Consider the following 14,425-nt stretch of genomic DNA (forward strand, 5'->3'; position numbering starts at 1 on the left):
TCCTTAACGTGCCGTGAGGTGCTTGCCGATCAGCACCAGGTTGTGGATGGCGGCCAGTCCGTACTGCGCGGCGCTGTTGGTGCTGACGAACGGCGCCTCGTGCACCGGGTGCGGCACCCGCGGCCCGTCCACCAGGGTCAGCTCCCAGTTCTCCTGGTGTTGCAGCGGGTTGCGGTTGAGCTGGTCGCCCTCCCCCAGGCGGAACTTGCGCCACGCCCAGGCGGCCAGCTCGGCGTCGTCGGTGCGCGCCGCCGCGTACGCCGTCAGCCGGCTGTGCGCCTGGATCAGCGAGATGCCGCTCAGCCGCCGCCCGGTCTCCGCCTCCTGCTGCTCCGGCGGGGCGAGGTAGAGGCGGCAGTACTCCAGCCAGGCCCGCTCGAACCCGGGAACGTCCAGGTCGAGCGCGATCAGCTCCGCGCACATCTCCGGCAGCCCGAACAGCGACGACAGATGCGAGATCGAGATCTGGTCACGGCTCGTGTCGAACCGGCCGGTGTCCAGATCCAGCCGCCCCTCGCCGGTGAGGAAGCGGCGCGGCATCGCCCCGATGCCGGCCATCGTGCCGAGCAGCCGGTCCCTGGCCCGCTCGTCCCCGTGCCGCTCCCACCGGGTCAGCCAGGCCGCCGCCAGCGAGCCCCAGTCGGTGCCGAGCCCGACGGACAGCGCCGAGCGGTCCGGGGTGTAGACGTCCTCGCGCACCTTGCGCAGCGGGTCGATGGCCAGGAACGTCTCCTCGGGGACGCTGAGCTCGTCCATGAGGTCGCCGGTGCGCTCGTCGGCCGTCAGGTAGTAGTAGAAGCGCCGGTAGGCGGCGTTGGAGATGCGCAGCTGCTTGCAGCTGCAGCCCCAGTGCTGCACGTTGTGCCGGCTGCCCAGGCCCTTCCACCGGCCGAGGTGATAGACGTCCACCTCGCCGGTGTGGCGGCACATGGCCTCGGCGAAGCGGAAGACGTCGGCCCGTCCCGTGCGCAGATACTGCAGCCACAGCCACAGGTCGGGCGACAGCTCCGAGTTGTCCCAGGCGTAGCCGCCGACGTCGTAACGCCAGGTGTGCCGGTCGGAGTCGTAGGTGTGCATGACGTCGCCGTAGTCCCAGAACCCGTACCAGCGGCGCTGCTCGCGTTCGCGTTCGTACAGGTCGAACAGGAAGTCCAGCCGGTCCTCGATCTCGGCGTGCGCGGGCGTGGAGCGGTCGGGCAGGCCCCACACGCCGAACACGTCCGCCTCTCGCACGCGCTCGGGGCTCGCGGCGAGCAGCGCGGGCGCGTTCACGGCGGCGGCGTGCGCGGCCAGCTCGTCCGCCGTGGGTGTGGCGTCGTGGGCGCGCAGGCTCAGCTCGTGCGTACGCGCGATGCCCCGCGGATCGCCGAACCCCGGCTCGTAGTCCTCGTACGTGATCTCCAGCCCTTCGAGCTGCTCCTCGAAGGTGTCCTGGCCCATGCCGTCGTGGTAGAAGCGCAGGTCCATGGCCGGGGCTGACGGCGACCAGAGCCAGATCGTGACGGTGGCCACGTCGGTGGCCGCGTTCCTGACGTCCAGGCGGGTGGGGTGCAGCCGCCAGAAGTCGCGCAGCCCGAAGCCGAGGCCGCCGCTGACACCGCCGACGTAGCCGTACCCGGCCGAGCGGGTGCCGGCCGGGATCGTCACCCAGCCGTGCCCCTCCTTGGTGCGCTTGCGCAGCGTGTAGCCGTCGGCGGAGCTCTGGTCGAGGGTGTAGTCGCCCCAGGTGGGGATGAGGTGCAGCCGCCTGGCGACCTCGGGGTCCAGCTCGCCGGCCGGGCGGCCCTCGACCTGGGCGCGGCGCGCGGCCTCGCCGGGGTCGCGGCGCAGGCCGGTCAGCCCGCGTACGGCCTCGGTCAGGAAGCCGTCGCTCCCGGCCAGGCGCACGTGCCGGTCGTGCGGCTCGTCGCGCATGACGACGTCCGCGCTGAGGCCGAGCCCGGCCAGGAAGTCGCGCTCGGGGTCGCCGTCCCAGACGAAGGTGTGCAGGATCCGCACCTGTTCGGCGCCGGCGTAGAAGTAGAGCCGGACGGTGAAGGGCAGCCAGTCGCCGTGCCGGCCCTCCAGCCGGACCACGGCGCGCAGCGGGCCGTCCTGCTCGACGGTGACGCTCTCGACGACGCCGGCGGACCGTTCCCTGGCGACGTGGCCGTCCTCCTCGGGGGTGGGCTCACTCTGGCGCAGGCTGACCAGGCGCACGTTCCTGGCGATCTCGCGGCTCCCGCGCGAGATCGAGCGGGCGACCGTGCCGCCGCCGATCGTCCAGGTGACGACGCCGGTGCCGACGATCAGGTCGCCGTCCCGCCGGGTCACGGTGACGGCGTTCTCGCCAAGATCAGCGGCCTGTGCGGCGGGTTCAAGCCGGTAGTGCTCGGAGTGCGGTCCCGCGCCGGCGGCGTGGGCGGACCACTTGACCGAGCCGTCGGGCCAGGTGGCGGTGACCCAGCTCTGCACGGGCACCGGGCGCCCCTCGGCGTCCGACAGCGCGAACGGCGTGTCCCGCTCGACCGCGCCGCGTGGCCACGGGACGCCCCAGGTCACTCCTTGGTCTCCGGGACGGTCCAGCCAGCGCAGTACGGTCATGCGAGTTCCTTCAATCGCTCGGCGACGATCGCGGCCACCTCGTCGGCGCCGCGGAAGCAGAAGTGGGTGTCGTCGGCCACGCCCTCGGGGTAGAGCGGGTGCGCCCCCGGCGGGAAGTGGGTGAACAGGGCCTTCGAGCCCTCGGGGCCGAGCCGTTCGTACAGCTCGGTGGTGGCGGCGGTCAGGTCGATCAGCGGCACGCCCCCGGCGGCGGCCAGCGCGCGCACCTGATCCGGGTAGCCGCCGTGCGTCGGGACCAGCCGCGCGCCGTCGAACCTGCGCCGCTGCACCGGCGTGCACAGCACCGCGAGCGCGCCCGCCGCGCGCGCCTCCCCGACGAAGGCGCGCAGGTTGTCGCGGTAGGGCAGCTCCGGCTCCTTCTGGTCGTTGTGCCCGAACTGGAGCACGACGACGTCGCCGGGGACGATCTCGCGCACGAGCGCCGCCCAGAGCCCCTCCGCCCGGTGGCTTGCCGTGGTGGCGCCGCCCTTGGCGAAGTTGCGGACGGGAACGCCGACGTACGCCCCGAGCTGCGCGCCCCACCCGGACATCGGCGCCTCGTGCGCCGGGCAGGACGCGACCGTCGAGTCCCCGGCCAGCAGCACGGTCACTCCTTGACGCCCCCGATCAGCACGCCCTTGGCGAAGTGCTTCTGCAGGAACGGGTAGAAGAACAGGATCGGCAGCGTCGCGATGACGACGACCGCGAACTTCAGTCCCTGCTCGGGCGGCACCCAGGTCCGGTCCATCTGGGAGAGCGCCGCCGCGGCGTCGGTGTTGGTGAGCTGGCGGACGAGGATCTGCAGCGTCCACTTGTTCGGGTCGCTGAGGTAGAGCAGCGGCGACATGTAGTCGTTCCAGATCGCCACCGCGTAGAACAGCGAGAACGTCGCGATGATCGGCTTCGACAGCGGCAGCACGATCTTGAAGAAGACGCCCATCTCGTTGCAGCCGTCGATCCGCGCCGCCTCCTCCAGCGCCTGCGGCAGCTCCTGGAAGAAGCTCTTGACGATGATCAGGTAGAACGGGTTGATCGCCAGCGGCAGGATCAGCGCCCAGTAGCTGTCGAGCAGCCCGAGGTCGCGCACCACCAGGTAGGTGGGGATCATGCCGCCGGAGAAGACCATCGTGAAGATGACCAGGTTGAGCACCAGCGTGCGGCCCGGCAGGTACCGCTTGGCCAGGGGGTAGGCCATGGTGAAGGTCAGCAGCACCTGCACCACCATGCCGACCGCCGTCACGACCACGGTCGTGACCAGGGCGCGGACGAAGGTGGGGGTGGCGAAGATGTACTCGTACGCCTCCGTGACGATCTTGTGCGGCCACAGGAAGAACGGCCGGGTGGAGATCTCGGCCTCGTTGGCGAGCGAGCCGGCCAGCACGTACAGCAGGGGCAGCACCGTGATCAGCGCCAGCGCGACGAGCACGATGACGTTGAGCGCGTCGAACACGCGGCTGCCGAGCGAGCCGTTGTTGTCGACCTTGAGCTTGGCCGGCTTCTTGGTCTCGGTCATGGTGGACATGTCCGGCCTCCTCAGAACAGTCCCCGCTGGCCGAGACGCTTGGCCAGCCAGTTGGAGCCGAAGATCAGGATGACGCCGGCCACGCCCTTGAACAGGCCGACGGCGGTGGAGTAGCTGATCGCGCCGTTCTGGATGCCGGCGTAGTAGACGTAGGTGTCGAACACGTCGGCCACCGAGCGGTTCAGCGACGTGGTCATCAGCCAGATCTGCTCGAAGCCGGTGTCCAGCAGGTTGCCCGAGGCCAGGATCGCCATGACGACGACCGTCGGGCGGATCGCGGGCAGCGTCACGTGCCAGAGCTGGCGGAAGCGGCCCGCGCCGTCCATGCGGGCGGCCTCGTACAGGTTGGGGTCGACCCCGGCCAGCGCGGCCAGGTAGATGATCGTGCCCCAGCCGGTCATCTTCCACAGCTGCTGCAGGATGATCAGCGGCCGGAACCACTCCTCCTGCGCCATGTAGTCGATCTTCGCGGTGTCGCCCAGGAGGTCGCGCATCCAGCCGGACAGCACGCCGAAGTCCGCCGCGAACAGCACGTACGTCAGCGACGCGACGATCGTCCAGGACAGGAAGTGCGGGATGTAGATGAGCGACTGGATCGAGCGCTTGAGGATGTTCAGGCGCAGCTCGTTCAGCAGCAGCGCGACGATGATCGGCGCGGGGAAGACGACGACGATGTGCAGCAGCGCCAGGAAGAGCGTGTTGAACATCAGCCGGCCGAAGTCGGGTCCTGCGAACAGCTCCTCGAAGTGCTTCAGGCCGACCCAGGGGCTGCCCGAATAGCCGAGGAACGGCACGAAGTCCTGGAAGGCGATGGTCACGCCGTACATCGGCAGGTACTTGAAGAGGACGAAGTACGCCAGGCCCGGCACGAGCATCAGGTAGAGCCAGCGGTAGCGCAGCACCGCCGTGCGCAGCGGGACCTTGTCGGCCCGGCGCTTCTTCGCCTTGGGCGCCGCCTTCGAGGGAGGCGTCGCCAGGTCGGTGGCCACAGCGGCCTCCTTTCGTATGAGGGGCCCGGCGGATGTGCCCGGGCCCCTCAGGCGAGCGGTCGGTGACTACTTGGGCAGTTTGCTGAGCAGGTCGTTGATCTCGGCCACGATCTGCGTCCCGCCGCCGTCGTACCAGCGCTTGATCTCGCCCTTGAGCTGCTCCTCCGTGATGGCGCCCGACAGGAACTTCACCCGGGCGTCGGAGACGATCGTGTCGATCTGCGGGCCCCGCTGGACCTGCGTGGGGGCCACGACGGGCAGCGCCACGTTGTGCACGGCCGTCTTGAGGTCCTCCTCCATCAGCTCCTTCTGCAGTGCGACCATGTTCCGGTACGGCTCACCCGGCGGGACCCGCTGGTAGGCGATGCCGCCGATGTCGACCGTGCCCTTCGTGCTGAGCTGGATGAAGGCGTCGTCCACGTTGTCCTGGACGGTCACCACCGCGGGGTCGTCCTCGTTGATCAGCGTGGCGGTGTCGCCGTTGTCGACCTTGAAGTTGCGGCCCTCGATGCCGTTCTGGAGCAGGACCTGGCCCTCCTTGGTGGCCAGCTTGTCCAGCGTCTTCAGCACGTTGTCCAGCTCGGCCTCGGTCCGCACGCTCTGCTTGGAGATCGCCAGCGAGTCGGCGTAGCCGGTGAACGGGTAGGAGTACTTCTGACCGTCGGCCTTGGCCAGGTTGCCGACCATGGCGACCTTGTCGCCGTAGTTCTTGTCACCCTCCTCCCTGAACAGGTCGAGGACCTGGCGGGAGCGGATGTTGACGTCGATGATCATGCCGCCCTTGCCCTGGTGGAACGGCTCGTTCCACTTGGCCGAGTCGAGGGTGGCGAAGTCGGGGTTGACCATGCCCTCGTCGACCATCTTCTTCAGCCACCTGTTGGCCTCGAGGAACTCCGGCGTGTCGAACCCGGGCACGACCTTGCCATTACGCTCGCCGTAGCCGTTGGGGGCGCCGAACCAGGTCTCGATCACGTCGTACGGGCTGGCGCTGGCGTAGTTGCCCGGCCACTTCGGGATGATCAGGCCGTAGGTGTCCTTCTTGCCGTTGCCGTCGGGGTCCTTCTCCGTGAACGCCTTGGCGACCTGGTAGAAGTCCTCGATCGTCTTCGGCTCCTCCAGCCCGACCTTCTTCAGCCAGTCCTTGCGGATGACGATCGCCGAGCGCAGCAGGGGCCGCATCCGGTAGAGGCCGTAGATCTTGCCGTTGATGGAGGAGTTGAGCGCCGTGCGCGCGTCGGCCGGCTTCAGGTTCGGGTACTTGTCCAGCTTGTCGGTCAGGTCCCAGAACGCCCCCGCCTCCGCCGACTTGACGAACGCCGGCAGGTGCGGGTCGACCACCACGACCTGCGGGATGTTGTCCGAGGCCAGGGTGACGTTGATCTTCTCGGTGTACTCGGCGTTGGGGACCCAGGTGACCTTGATCTTCTTGCCGAGGAACTTCTCGATGGCCTGCTGCATCTCGCCGGTCGGCTCGGGAGCCGTGCCGAACAGCTTCGACATGAACGTGATCGTGTTCGGATCGGACTGAGGCGCGTCGCCACCGCCCGAGCAGGCCGAGGCGGTGAGAGCGGCCGTTAGCGTTAACACACCGGCAAGAAGCCGACGGCGACGGGATGCGCTCATGAGTTCCCTTTCGAATGCAGGCGCGCCTCGTTCTCCTCGAAGAAGCGCAGGCAGAGCCACGTATTGAGATAGATCCACGCGCCGAAGCTGATCATCGGCGCCAGGATCGGCGCCACCGAGGTCGCGAAGGCGATGGCTGAGAGCGCTAGCAGCAACAGCACGGACGAAGCCGGACGCATCAGCGCTAGCTGCGCCGCCTTGGGCCAGTAGGCCCGCAGCGGCAGGTCGTAGTGCGCGTAGAGCGGCCCCACGTACGCCCCCACACCCGCCAGTGCGATGAGGGCCACGAAGGTCGCGATCCTCGGCGCCCCCATGCCGGGCCCGAGGGCGGAGAAGTAGAGGTAGTTGCCGATCAGCACGACGGCGGCCACCGCCCCCGGCAGGACCAGCAACGAGGCCCGGGCGAACTCCCGCCGGTAGACGGTCCAGAATTCTCGCCAAACATGAAACGTTTCATTACGAGCATGCCGCCGGGCCAGCGTGTAGCCGGCCACGGTGGCGGGCCCGACCCCCAGAACCACACCTCCCGCGAGCGTGAAGGCAAGCCAGGCGAGGTTCAGCCGGACCGCCCAGATGAGCTCTGAGCAGGCAGCTTGAAACCTGATCGACATGGCGGGATGGTTCATCCGGCACCACCTTCTCGTGGCATGTGCACGGATACGGGGGTGGAGTATTGCACCGTGGTTCCTGCCCAGTTACAAGCGAGTGAACGGCGGTTGGTGCGAAATTAGTGTTGAATCGACTCAAAGTCAATGACGGGACACGCGGAGATTTGCGTACTCTCCGATCAGCGGAGCCATCTGCCTGAACCCGATCTTGCCTCCTGCCAGGGCGGAACCGCCGATAGAGCCGTCGTCCCGCCACCGGAACGAGACCAAATCGTTGATTGCGAAGCTCACCGCTCCCCCCTTGACCTCCAGCCGCACCGCATAGGGCCCGTCGGCGTCCAGCACCCCCGGCAACGGATCCGGCCCCTGGGCGACCAGGTGGAACCCGTGACTCTTGCGCAGGTTGCAGGTGTGCAGGGCCCGCTCGGAGGCCCACATGCGGCGGAAGTAGGACACGTGGTAGGCGTCGATGTCGCCGTGGTGGTACTGCTCGTAGGGGCCGTCGCGCACGCTCAGGCCCGGATCGAACAGATCCTCACCGTTCCGGCCCCGGGCGTGGAAGAACATGATCGCCAGCCCCGGCTCCCTGACCGGCCAGAACTCCCACTCGATCCGCACACCGTCGGGAAACTCCTCAGGACACCACAGCACCAGATTCGCCGCCTGCCCCTCGGCCGCCGCCCGCCGGCTCTCGAGCCGCATCCGCCCCTGCGGAAACGACACCGCCCCGTCCCCCTCCATCCGGAACCCGGCGAGGTCGTCGGGGGTGGCGAGGGGGTTGCGGTAGATCTCACCCACGTCAGCTCCTCCTGCTCGACTGTGCCGCCGAACGTAGTACACCCACCCGGCTGCGCGCTTCCGGGAGAGAACGGCCGAGCTGGCACGGCAAGGACTGCCCCGCCCTGCGGGTCCGTGCCGGCGTGTTGCGCATCTGCCCAGGTGAACGGGCACCCTGGCCGCCGCCCGCATTGCGCCGGGCCCCTCCGTACACCTCCTCGCCGCCGCGGCGCGCCAAGTGTGCGAAGAGGCGGACGTGCTCGGGACGGACGTGCTCGGGACGGACGTGCTCGGGACGGACGTGCTCGGGACGGACGTGCTCGGGACGGACGTGCCAGGGGGTGTGGGGACCGGCGGTGTGCCGGGGCCGCGAGACGGACGGATGCGCTCGGAACGGACGTGCTCGGAATGCACGTGCCGGGGAGTGTGGGGACCGGCGGTGTGCCGGGGCCGCGAGACGGACGGATGCGCCGGGGGATGCGTGCCAGGGGGTGTGTGCCGACGGTCTGCGCGCTGGGGGTGTGCCAGGGCAGCGAGACGGACGGACGTACCGAGGAAGCGACCAAGCCTTCCCACGCTTCGACCCACCCGTCCCCAGCCAGCACGCCACCACGCCAGCCGTTCCCCCACGCCAGCACACTCTCCGCACCCCCACCTCTTCCCGCACCCTTGGCGCGCCGCGTCGGCGGAAAGGCGTACGGAGGGGCCCGGCGCAACACGAACGGCGACCAGCCCACCCGCCATCCCTGACCCCGCACCCCTGAGCACGCCCGCCCTTCCGCACCCCCTCAGCATCCCCGACCCCCACCCATGTCCCTGGCGCGCCGCATCGGCGAGACGATGGACGGAGGGGCCCGGCGCAACGCGTACGGCGACCAGTACACCCCTTCACCTGCGCAAACATGTGACCCAACACCACGCTGCAGACGACATGGAGCGAGGGAGCTCTGGGCACACCAGCCCATCCCTCACCGCCCCAGCACACCCTCGACACGCCCAGCCTCCCCGCCCCCTGCCCGGCCGTCTTTGCCCACGCCGGCACGCCACCACGCCAGACGTCCCCACACCTCACCGCACCCGCAGCACACCCACCCCCTCCACGCCCTTGGCGCGCCGCGTCGGCGGGAAGGTGGACGGAGGGGCCCGGCGCAACGCGTACGGCGACCGACACACCTCGTTCACCCGGGCGAACATGCACCCATGGCATCGGGCAACTGGGACAGAACGCAGAGGGCCGACACCCCGACAGCGCTCCAAGGTCAGCGGCGGTAGGCGCTGGATTCTCGGATCACCAGGTCGGGCTGGAAGATGACCTGCCGATGCCGGTGCTGTTCCGGCTCGGCCACCTCCTCCAGCAGCAGGTCGATCGCCGTACGCCCAAGGAGCTCCCGCGGCTGGCGCACCGACGACAGCGGTACGGCCGCCGCGGCGGCGAAGTCGATGTCGTCGTACCCGATGATGGCCAGGTCCTCGGGCACGCGCAGCCCGTGGGACGCCATCGCCTGTAAGAAGCCGAGCGCCATCATGTCGTTGGCGCAGAAGGCGGCGGTCGGGCGTTCGTCGGCGGGCAGGGCGGCGACGCGTTCGCCGATCGCGCGGCCCTCGGCCACGGTCAGGGTGGGCGCGGTGGAGGTGAGCAGCTCGACGGCGCCGCCGGCGGCGGCGACGGCGCTGGTCACGCCCGCGTGCCGGTCGGCCACCTGTTTGATGGACGGCGGCCCGCCCACGAACATGATCCGCCGGTGCCCGCGTTCGATGAGGTGCGCGCCGGCGATCTGCCCGCCGAGCCGGTCGTCGACGGCCACCGAGCACTGGAGCCCGGTCGCGGGGCTGTCGACCAGCACCACGGGGGTGCCGCGGGCGATCAGCTCCTCCAGCCAGGGGGTCTCCATCTCGACCGGGGTGATCAGTATGCCCATCACTCGTTGCTGTTCGAGCTGGTCGAGGTGGCGTCGTTCGCGGCCGGGGTCGCCAGCGCTGTTGCAGAGCACCACCATGGTGTCGTGGTCGTCGGCCACCGCTTCGGCGCCCTGGGCCACGTCCACGAAGAACGGGTTGGACACGTCGAGCACGACGAGCCCGACCGTCCTGCTGCGGCCCACCCGCAGGTGGCGGGCCACCTCGTTGCGGACGAACCCGAGTTTCTTGATCGCTTCGAAGACGCGTTCCCGCGTGGCCGGGGACACGATCTCCGGGCGGTTGAGCACATTGCTCACCGTGCCCACTGAGACGCGCGCCAGCTGCGCGACCTCCTTGATGTTCCTGGTCGCCATCGATCCTCACGAGGCCGTGCTGCTGAAAATGCGGGATCCGCCGCCCGGGACGCCGGAAGGAGCGCCGGAAGGGGGCAGGACACGCTGGATACGGCGTACCGCAGACGGCGGTTCACCGGGACTTCGGCTCATCATAGCGGCATTCAAGATTTTTTTGAATCGTCTCAACGACTCGGTGCGGGGGTGGCCGCTCCGGCCTTCATCCCGTCGAGCATCAGCCGCAGGTAGCGGCCCGGGTCGGCGGCCACCGGCGCGGGCAGGTCCTCGGGGTGGCAGGTGAAGACGTTCAGCAGGTGGATCAGATCCTGTACGCCGACGTCCCGGCGCATCGTCCCCTCGGCCTGCGCCCGGCGTACGACCTGGTCGAACCGCTCCTCCCACCGCGCCCGTACCCGCGCGAACTCGGCACGCCGCGCGATCACCTCGTCCGGCAGCACGGCCAGCGCGGTGGAGAGCGCAGCCCGGCCCGGCTCCGCGACCCAGCAGACGAAGTCCCAGATCGCGCTCCAGGCGTCGGCGGAGCCGCGGTCGGCGGCGTCGAGCGCGTCCGCCATCGTGTGGATGTAGTGGTCGCCGACCGCCGCGATCAGCGCGTCGCGGTCGGGGAAGCGCCGGTAGAGCGTGCCGACGCCGACGCCGGCGCGTTTGGCGATGGCCTCCATGGGCGCGCCGACGCCGCGCTCGGCCACGACTTCGGCCGCCGCCTCGACGATCTTGCCCAGGTTGCGCCTGGCGTCCGCGCGCACGTACGACCTCCAAGTGGACGATCAGATTCCGGTTAGTGTACCGTCCGCATAACCGGAATACGAGATTCCACTTATGCGGAGGTTCCCTGATGATCGTGGTCACCGGCGCGACCGGCTCCATCGGGCGCGCGCTCCTCACGGGGCTGAGCGGCCACGAGGTGCTGTCGGCCGTCCGCCGCCCCGCCGACGACCTCGGCAGTCCGTACGCGCTCGCCGACCTCGACGACCCCGCGACTATCGGCGCGCTGCTCTCGCCCGGCGACCGGCTCTTCCTCAACAGCTCCCTCTGGCCCGGCGTCGTGGACGCCCACCGCGCCGTCATCGACCTGGCCGCCGAAGCGGGCGTCGCGCAGATCGTCACGGTGTCGGTACGGGACGCCGCCCCCGGCGGCAGGCTCGGCCTGGGCATGCACGGCCTGATCGACGCCCACCTCAGGCAGTCCGGGGTGCCGTGGGCCGTCCTCCAGCCGAGCGGCTTCATGCAGAACCTGCCGGGGGACTTCGCCGGCGGCACCATGTACGGCGCGTACGGTCCCGGCCGGATCAGCTACGTCGACGCCCGCGACATCGCCGATGTGGCCGCCGCCCTGCTGACCTCGCCCGTCGGCCCCGGCCGCGCGTACGTGCTGACCGGCCCCGAGGCCCTGTCGCACGCCGAGATCGCCGCCGAGGTCGGCAAGGCTCTGGGCCGTACGGCACGGTACGTGGACCTGTCCGTCCCTGAACTGGCCGCCCGCCTGGAGCGCCAGGGCCTGCCGCAGCCGCTCGCGCTCGACCTGGCCGAGTTGCAGGCGCAGACCGGCGACGGCAGCTGGGCGCCGGTCACGACGACGGTCCGGGACGTGACCGGCCGAGCCCCGCGCACCCTGGCCGACTTCCTCGCCGACCATGCCGCCGCCTTCTCCTGAGCTCCCGTACGAGCTGGGCTTTTCCTGAACCCGCGCACGAGCTGGGCTTCTCTGGACCCCGCCTACGAGGACGGCGACCATCGGTTCTCACCCGGTTGCACGTTTGCCCAGGCGCACGGGCAGGCGAGTCACCGTACGCGTTGCGCCGGGCCCCTTCGTACATCTTCCCACCGACGCGGCGCGCCAAGGGTGGAAGGGGTGGGTGCGCTGAGGAGACCGTCACGCGGGGTCGACGACGCGGATGCGTACCGCACGGAACAAAGCGGGTGTATCGCGCAGGACGGTCAACCGGGGATCGGGCACCACCAGGAACGGCTCCCGCTCCAGCGCCAGCAGCGGCGCAAGCCGCCGGTCCGGCCTCAAGGCATCCACCGCCCTGCGGTCGCCGCCGAACATCACCCCGTCCAGCAGCTCCAGGTGCGGGGTCAGCACCCGGACCGCCGTCTCCACCGCGTCGTCGTACGCCTGGGCCGCCTGGTTGCGCCGCCGCCTGGCGAAGCGCTGCTGCGACCACCCGCCCGCCGCCGTACGTCCCTGCACCAGCCGCGAGCCGACCTTGGAGGCCACCAGCGCGCCGCCCTGGAAGACGCCCGCCGCGTAGCCGCCGAGCCGCACCAGGAACACCCCGACCCGCCGCTCGGCGCGAGCGTGCGTGACGAGGCGGGTGACGTGCGGCGGGCCGGGCGGCGTCATGGGCGGGAAGGGCACCTGCAGCTCGGCCACCGCGCCGTCGGCGGCCACCAACCGCACCGCCCGTTCGTCACCGGTCGCGGAGAAGGGCCCGTGCCGCCCGGCGAACCCGTCGATCCACGGATGCAGACGCTCCGGCGGCACTGTCACCCACCGACCGCCACCCCTCGCCGGACGCGCGCTCATCCCCGAACCTTAGCCAACGCCTTCACGCACTAGTCGACGAGCGTCTCTCACACGCGCTCGCAAGAGACGCCCACGGCACGCTCCCGTGACCTAACCCGTGACGGCCCTCATCGCACGCCCCCGCGCCTTGGAGCTCGTGACCGGCGCTCGTCACACGCACCCGCGCCACAAGACCGTGACGGACACCGTCGCACTCACCCGCACAAAGAGACCTGACACGCGTCGCACGCACCATGGACCGTGACGGACACCGTCGCGCTTACCCGCGCAAGGAGACCCGACGGGCGTCGCACGCGCCACGGACCATGACGGACGCTCGTACGCACGCGCCCGCGCGAGACGCCGTGCCCGGCGACCGCCGACCATCACCCGTCCCGGGGCCGGTGGCAGGCCGCCGTAGCGGGAACCCTAACCGAAATGTCGGTTAATTCTGTTTCGTGAGCCTTCTGGTACGCGAGCGACGGGAGCACCATCTGTACGTGTCCTCCCTGCTCACCAGTCCCCTGGTGGACCTCGATACCGGTGCCGTCATCGCGCACCCCGCCACCGTGGACCCCACCGGCTCGCTCAGGGCGGCGCCCCTGCCCATGATCATCGAGCTGCCGGTACGCACGGTGCTGCCGGGCGCCGGCACGCTGGCTCCCCTGCACGAGGCGCTGAGAAGGGCGGGCCGGCATCCGCGCGAGGCCATCCTCCTGCTCACCGGAACGTGCCAGGAGCAGGACAGGCCGCTGCTCAAGGTGGGTCTCGACGGCCTTCGTACGATCGGCTACCTGCTCGGCCTCGCCGGCGTGGGCTCAGCGGGCCCGGCGCTCGACCTGGTCGCGGAGACGGCCCCGTACGTGCTGGCCCTCGATCCCGACGTGGTGGCGCGCGTCCCGGCGGATCACCGGGCGACCGCGGTGGTGCGGGCGGTGGCGTCGCTGGCGCGCGACGTCGGCGCGCACGTGCTGGCGCCGGACGTGCGGCGCGAGGCACAGGTGGCGGTGCTCCGCGGCCTGGGCGTACGGCTCGCGCACGGCCCCCTGCTCGCGCCAGGCCCAGACGGCAAGGTACGCGTGCCGCTACCGGTCGCGGACGAGTCGCCCGCCACCGTCATGCTCGGCCCTCGCGTGCAGGAGATGCTGCTGCCGGCCGTGACCCTGCCCGCTGAGGCGAAGGCGGAGGAGGCGGTGGCGGCCTTCGGGCACGAGCCGACGATCACCAGCGTCATCCTGGTGGACGAGTTCCAGCGGCCCAAGGGCAGTCTGGACCGCAGCCGGTTCCTGCTGTCGTTCGCGGCCCGGTACGGCCACGCCCTGCACGGCTCGAAGCCCGCTCAGCGCCTGGCCGACCCGCCGCGTACGGTCCCGCGCACCACCCCGGCGATAGCGGCCATGCAGGCGGCCGGCCGGGACGCGGCCCGCGTCTACGACGACCTGGTGGTCACCGACGAGCTGAACCGCTGCCTCGGCATCGTCCGCGTCTCGGACCTGATCAGACAGGTGAGCGCGATCCGCGCCTGACGATCTCCACCACTC

General features: G+C 70.3%; 12 protein-coding genes. 2 read left to right on the top strand and 10 right to left on the bottom strand.

From position 1 onward, the window contains the following. Positions 1-3: 3 nt before the first annotated feature. The 9 genes from B0I32_RS48715 to B0I32_RS48755 form a co-directional block, all read right to left on the bottom strand. Positions 4-2,583, bottom strand: a complete 2,580-nt coding sequence (locus B0I32_RS48715) for an exo-rhamnogalacturonan lyase family protein (RefSeq protein WP_106251432.1) — start codon at positions 2,581-2,583, stop codon at positions 4-6. Beyond that, positions 2,580-3,188, bottom strand: coding sequence for a rhamnogalacturonan acetylesterase (locus B0I32_RS48720; protein WP_245956627.1), 609 nt, complete (start codon positions 3,186-3,188; stop codon positions 2,580-2,582). The genes B0I32_RS48715 and B0I32_RS48720 overlap by 4 nt, the downstream gene beginning before the upstream one ends. A gap of 2 nt (positions 3,189-3,190) precedes the next feature. Continuing rightward, positions 3,191-4,105: a carbohydrate ABC transporter permease gene (locus tag B0I32_RS48725; protein WP_245956628.1), complete on the bottom strand. Its 915-nt coding sequence runs from the start codon at positions 4,103-4,105 to the stop codon at positions 3,191-3,193. 11 nt (positions 4,106-4,116) lie between these two features. Beyond that, on the bottom strand, positions 4,117-5,094 hold the full coding sequence (locus B0I32_RS48730) for an ABC transporter permease (RefSeq protein WP_106251435.1): 978 nt from the start codon (positions 5,092-5,094) through the stop codon (positions 4,117-4,119). Positions 5,095-5,160: 66 nt separating this feature from the next. Then, positions 5,161-6,594 (bottom strand): extracellular solute-binding protein, encoded by a 1,434-nt coding sequence (locus B0I32_RS48735; protein ID WP_219912405.1) that lies wholly within the window; start codon positions 6,592-6,594, stop codon positions 5,161-5,163. 119 nt (positions 6,595-6,713) lie between these two features. Further along, the gene (locus B0I32_RS48740) at positions 6,714-7,343 is read right to left on the bottom strand and encodes a YesL family protein (RefSeq protein WP_106251439.1); all 630 of its coding nucleotides are present in this window, start codon (positions 7,341-7,343) and stop codon (positions 6,714-6,716) included. 123 nt (positions 7,344-7,466) lie between these two features. Continuing rightward, positions 7,467-8,123 (bottom strand): DUF1961 family protein, encoded by a 657-nt coding sequence (locus tag B0I32_RS48745; RefSeq protein WP_219912406.1) that lies wholly within the window; start codon positions 8,121-8,123, stop codon positions 7,467-7,469. Positions 8,124-9,361: 1,238 nt separating this feature from the next. Continuing rightward, positions 9,362-10,375, bottom strand: a complete 1,014-nt coding sequence (locus B0I32_RS48750; protein WP_106251440.1) for a LacI family DNA-binding transcriptional regulator — start codon at positions 10,373-10,375, stop codon at positions 9,362-9,364. A gap of 164 nt (positions 10,376-10,539) precedes the next feature. Then, a complete protein-coding gene (locus tag B0I32_RS48755; RefSeq protein ID WP_106251442.1) occupies positions 10,540-11,121 on the bottom strand; it encodes a TetR/AcrR family transcriptional regulator in 582 nt (193 codons plus the stop codon). Positions 11,122-11,210: 89 nt separating this feature from the next. On the opposite strand from B0I32_RS48755, the gene B0I32_RS48760 reads away from it, so the two are divergent. Further along, entirely contained in the window at positions 11,211-12,029 is an 819-nt protein-coding gene (locus B0I32_RS48760) for an NmrA family NAD(P)-binding protein (RefSeq protein ID WP_106251444.1), read from the top strand. A gap of 219 nt (positions 12,030-12,248) precedes the next feature. Here the strand turns inward: B0I32_RS48760 and B0I32_RS48765 are convergent, their stop codons facing one another. Continuing rightward, entirely contained in the window at positions 12,249-12,869 is a 621-nt protein-coding gene (locus B0I32_RS48765; RefSeq protein WP_245956629.1) for an acVLRF1 family peptidyl-tRNA hydrolase, read from the bottom strand. 473 nt (positions 12,870-13,342) lie between these two features. Between B0I32_RS48765 and B0I32_RS48770 the strand changes: the two genes are divergently transcribed. Next, entirely contained in the window at positions 13,343-14,410 is a 1,068-nt protein-coding gene (locus tag B0I32_RS48770) for an EAL domain-containing protein (RefSeq protein WP_245956630.1), read from the top strand. Positions 14,411-14,425 lie beyond the last annotated feature (15 nt).

Origin of the sequence: Nonomuraea fuscirosea (assembly GCF_003001935.1) — a bacterium.
In the GTDB taxonomy this organism is placed as follows: Bacteria; Actinomycetota; Actinomycetes; order Streptosporangiales; family Streptosporangiaceae; genus Nonomuraea; species Nonomuraea fuscirosea.